4 protein-coding genes are annotated in these 2,319 nt (G+C 48.3%); 1 reads left to right on the forward strand and 3 read right to left on the reverse strand.

What is annotated here, in order from left to right; all coding sequences use genetic code 11:
* Positions 1-150 precede the first annotated feature (150 nt).
* Genes H8S55_RS13795 through H8S55_RS13805 form a run of 3 tightly spaced genes read right to left on the reverse strand, consistent with a single transcriptional unit; the run spans position 151 to position 966 of the window.
* On the reverse strand, positions 151-447 hold the full coding sequence (locus H8S55_RS13795) for a DUF3847 domain-containing protein (RefSeq protein WP_002594808.1): 297 nt from the start codon (positions 445-447) through the stop codon (positions 151-153).
* Positions 440-781 (reverse strand): replication initiator protein A, encoded by a 342-nt coding sequence (locus H8S55_RS13800; protein WP_117788183.1) that lies wholly within the window; start codon positions 779-781, stop codon positions 440-442. The genes H8S55_RS13795 and H8S55_RS13800 overlap by 8 nt, the downstream gene beginning before the upstream one ends.
* Positions 778-966, reverse strand: coding sequence for a hypothetical protein (locus H8S55_RS13805; RefSeq protein WP_117570425.1), 189 nt, complete (start codon positions 964-966; stop codon positions 778-780). The genes H8S55_RS13800 and H8S55_RS13805 overlap by 4 nt, the downstream gene beginning before the upstream one ends.
* Positions 967-1,449: 483 nt before the next feature.
* On the opposite strand from H8S55_RS13805, the gene H8S55_RS13810 reads away from it, so the two are divergent.
* Positions 1,450-2,205: a helix-turn-helix domain-containing protein gene (locus H8S55_RS13810; protein WP_186879352.1), complete on the forward strand. Its 756-nt coding sequence runs from the start codon at positions 1,450-1,452 to the stop codon at positions 2,203-2,205.
* Positions 2,206-2,319: the final 114 nt, after the last annotated feature.

A 2,319-nucleotide genomic window follows, 5' to 3' on the forward strand; every position in this document is an offset into this window, starting at 1 on the left:
CTGGCGACAGCCAGCGCAGGGGAAGCGTAGCGTCCCCTGTATGATTTGGAGCAGACCATGACTGCGGAAAATCACAGCCCTCCGGCGAGGAGCCTTCGGAGAACGCAATGCACCAACCTTTGGGTGGTGTATAATTGCGCCCTTAGTAAACTAAGGGGTTTCCGGCTTCTCCCGTTCCAGCAGTTTCTTCAATAGTTCCTGCGTGTCCTGCCTGTGAAAAATGAGTTTCAACAACAGCATGACATCATCGTCTGTCAGGCGTTCCGGCTCTTGCAGAAAACTTTCCAGCATACCGCCACGAGTACAGAGCCGGTGCGTCCGTTCCTTTCGGGTAAGCTGCTTTAACTGGTGCTGCAATGCCTTTTCATCATTGATGGCTTTCCGCAGTTTCTTTTCGCTTTTCTCCAGCTCACGGTTGAGCTTTTCCAGTTTTGAGGTATCAGGCAAGGGCAGCGTCCTCCTTTCCCGGTATCAGCACATAAATCCTGTTTGGTTCTCCAACGCCCTGACGCACCCGCATGATAAGTCCGGCTGTTTCCAGTTCATTCAGAGAACGCTTGACCGTCATGGGACTGCGGGACAGGACTGCGGCAATGGCTGTAACAGGGAGGCAGACAAACAGGATTCCGTTTTCGTCCTCCTGCCCTTTGGATAGCATAGCGTCCAGCATCCGGCAGTACATGACCTTTGCGGTGCTGCTGACTGGAAATCCTGTCAATGCTCTGGGAAATGGCATACAGGGCGGCAAGGGTGTGTCTATCGTCATAAATTCAAAATTCATTGTGTGTATTCCTCCTTTTTCTTTGCTCGTTTGGATAAATAACGGGGGCAGTCAACCACAACCGCCCGGAAGCTCTGCCTGCACCCATGCTGGCATTTCCGGCATAATTCGTTGTAAGTGACACGCCCCCGGTCATTGAGGTAAAAGGAAAGCTCATGCTTCCTCTTTTTGCTCATTCTCGGCATATTGCGCTTCCTCACGTTTTAGTGTATGGTTTCGGGGCGATTTTCGGCAAAATTACAGCCATAGAGCCGCTTAAAATCTCCCGAAGTATCAGCGATAGGGTAGACTATCCCCCTATCAGATTGTCGTGTTTCGGTATCATTTCGGTGTCAGTTCGCCAGTTCTCCCCGGTGTCGTTCCTCCCCTGAATCTCACAGCGGCGTATCGCTCCCTTTGGTATGCTCGTTTTGGTAAGGGTTCCTCCATATCCCTGCCAAAAGTCATGGCACTACATCGCCGGGTAAGCATATCCCACACAGGCTGGTCATTCGATTGGAATAATCCATCGATGAACTACCTGTATCATAGAACATTTTTGTGCCCTGTGCCGTATGTCCACAAAGTAGGAATTAGGGGTAAAAATCAGAAATTTCCACGATTGCGGAAAGTGTGATATAATCCAGATAAGCGGCAGCAATCAAACCACCGGAAAGGAGCGTGCGCCCATGAAAGGAGCGACAAGCATACAGGAACGCCTTTGGGAACTCCGCAAGGACAAAGGCTTAAATCTGGAAGAGTTGTCAGAGTTGACGGGTATTTCCAAATCAGCTCTTGGAAGTTATGAGAAAGAGGATTATAAAGAAATCAATCATGGCAACCTTATCACACTGGCAGACTTCTATGGGGTTTCCGTTGATTATCTGCTGTGCCGGACAGAGAACAGGGAGCAGATCAACACGCCATTGACGGAGTTGCATTTGAATGATGAGATGGTTGCTCTCCTGAAAAGCGGTCGGATTAACAACCGTCTGCTCTGTGAGCTTGCCACACATAAAGATTTTATCAAGTTTCTTGCGGACATTGAGATTTATGTGGACGGGATTGCCACCATGCAGATTCAAAACCTCAATGCCCTTGTTGATACTGTCCGACATGAAATCATTGAACGGTATCGCCCTGGCGAAGACGACCCCCATTTGAAAGTGCTACAAGCCGCCCATATCAGTGATGATGAATATTTCAGTCAGATGGTACGGGATGACCTCAACCTCATTATCCGGGATATTCGAGAAGCCCATAAAAAGGACAGTGAGAGTGCACCCCAGACCACTGTTGCCAATGAACTGAAAGAAAATCTGGAAGCGGTCGAAAATTTCAAGGGCAGCCGGGATGAAAAGCTGGTTGTCCTTTACTGTAAACAGCTCGGTATCAACTATAAAAATCTGTCAGACGAAGAATTTCGCTGGCTGATTCGGAGATAATGTACAATAACTTGCGCAAATTAAAAAGAGCATAAAAGAAGACATAGCTTGCAGGCTCTGGTAGAATGAAGTTACCACACAAACATTCGAAAGGAGCAAGCAAACTATGTCCGA

This window comes from Flintibacter faecis, assembly GCF_014287875.1.
In the GTDB taxonomy this organism is placed as follows: domain Bacteria; phylum Bacillota; class Clostridia; order Oscillospirales; family Oscillospiraceae; genus Lawsonibacter; species Lawsonibacter faecis_A.

What these genes read in the sequence shown, in the direction of transcription:
- H8S55_RS13800 (WP_117788183.1), bottom strand. Translation starts at nt 781, where the DNA reads ATGAATTTTGAATTTATGACGATAGACACACCCTTGCCGCCCTGTATG.
- H8S55_RS13805 (WP_117570425.1), bottom strand. Translation starts at nt 966, where the DNA reads ATGCCGAGAATGAGCAAAAAGAGGAAGCATGAGCTTTCCTTTTACCTC.
- H8S55_RS13810 (WP_186879352.1), top strand. Translation starts at nt 1,450, where the DNA reads ATGAAAGGAGCGACAAGCATACAGGAACGCCTTTGGGAACTCCGCAAG.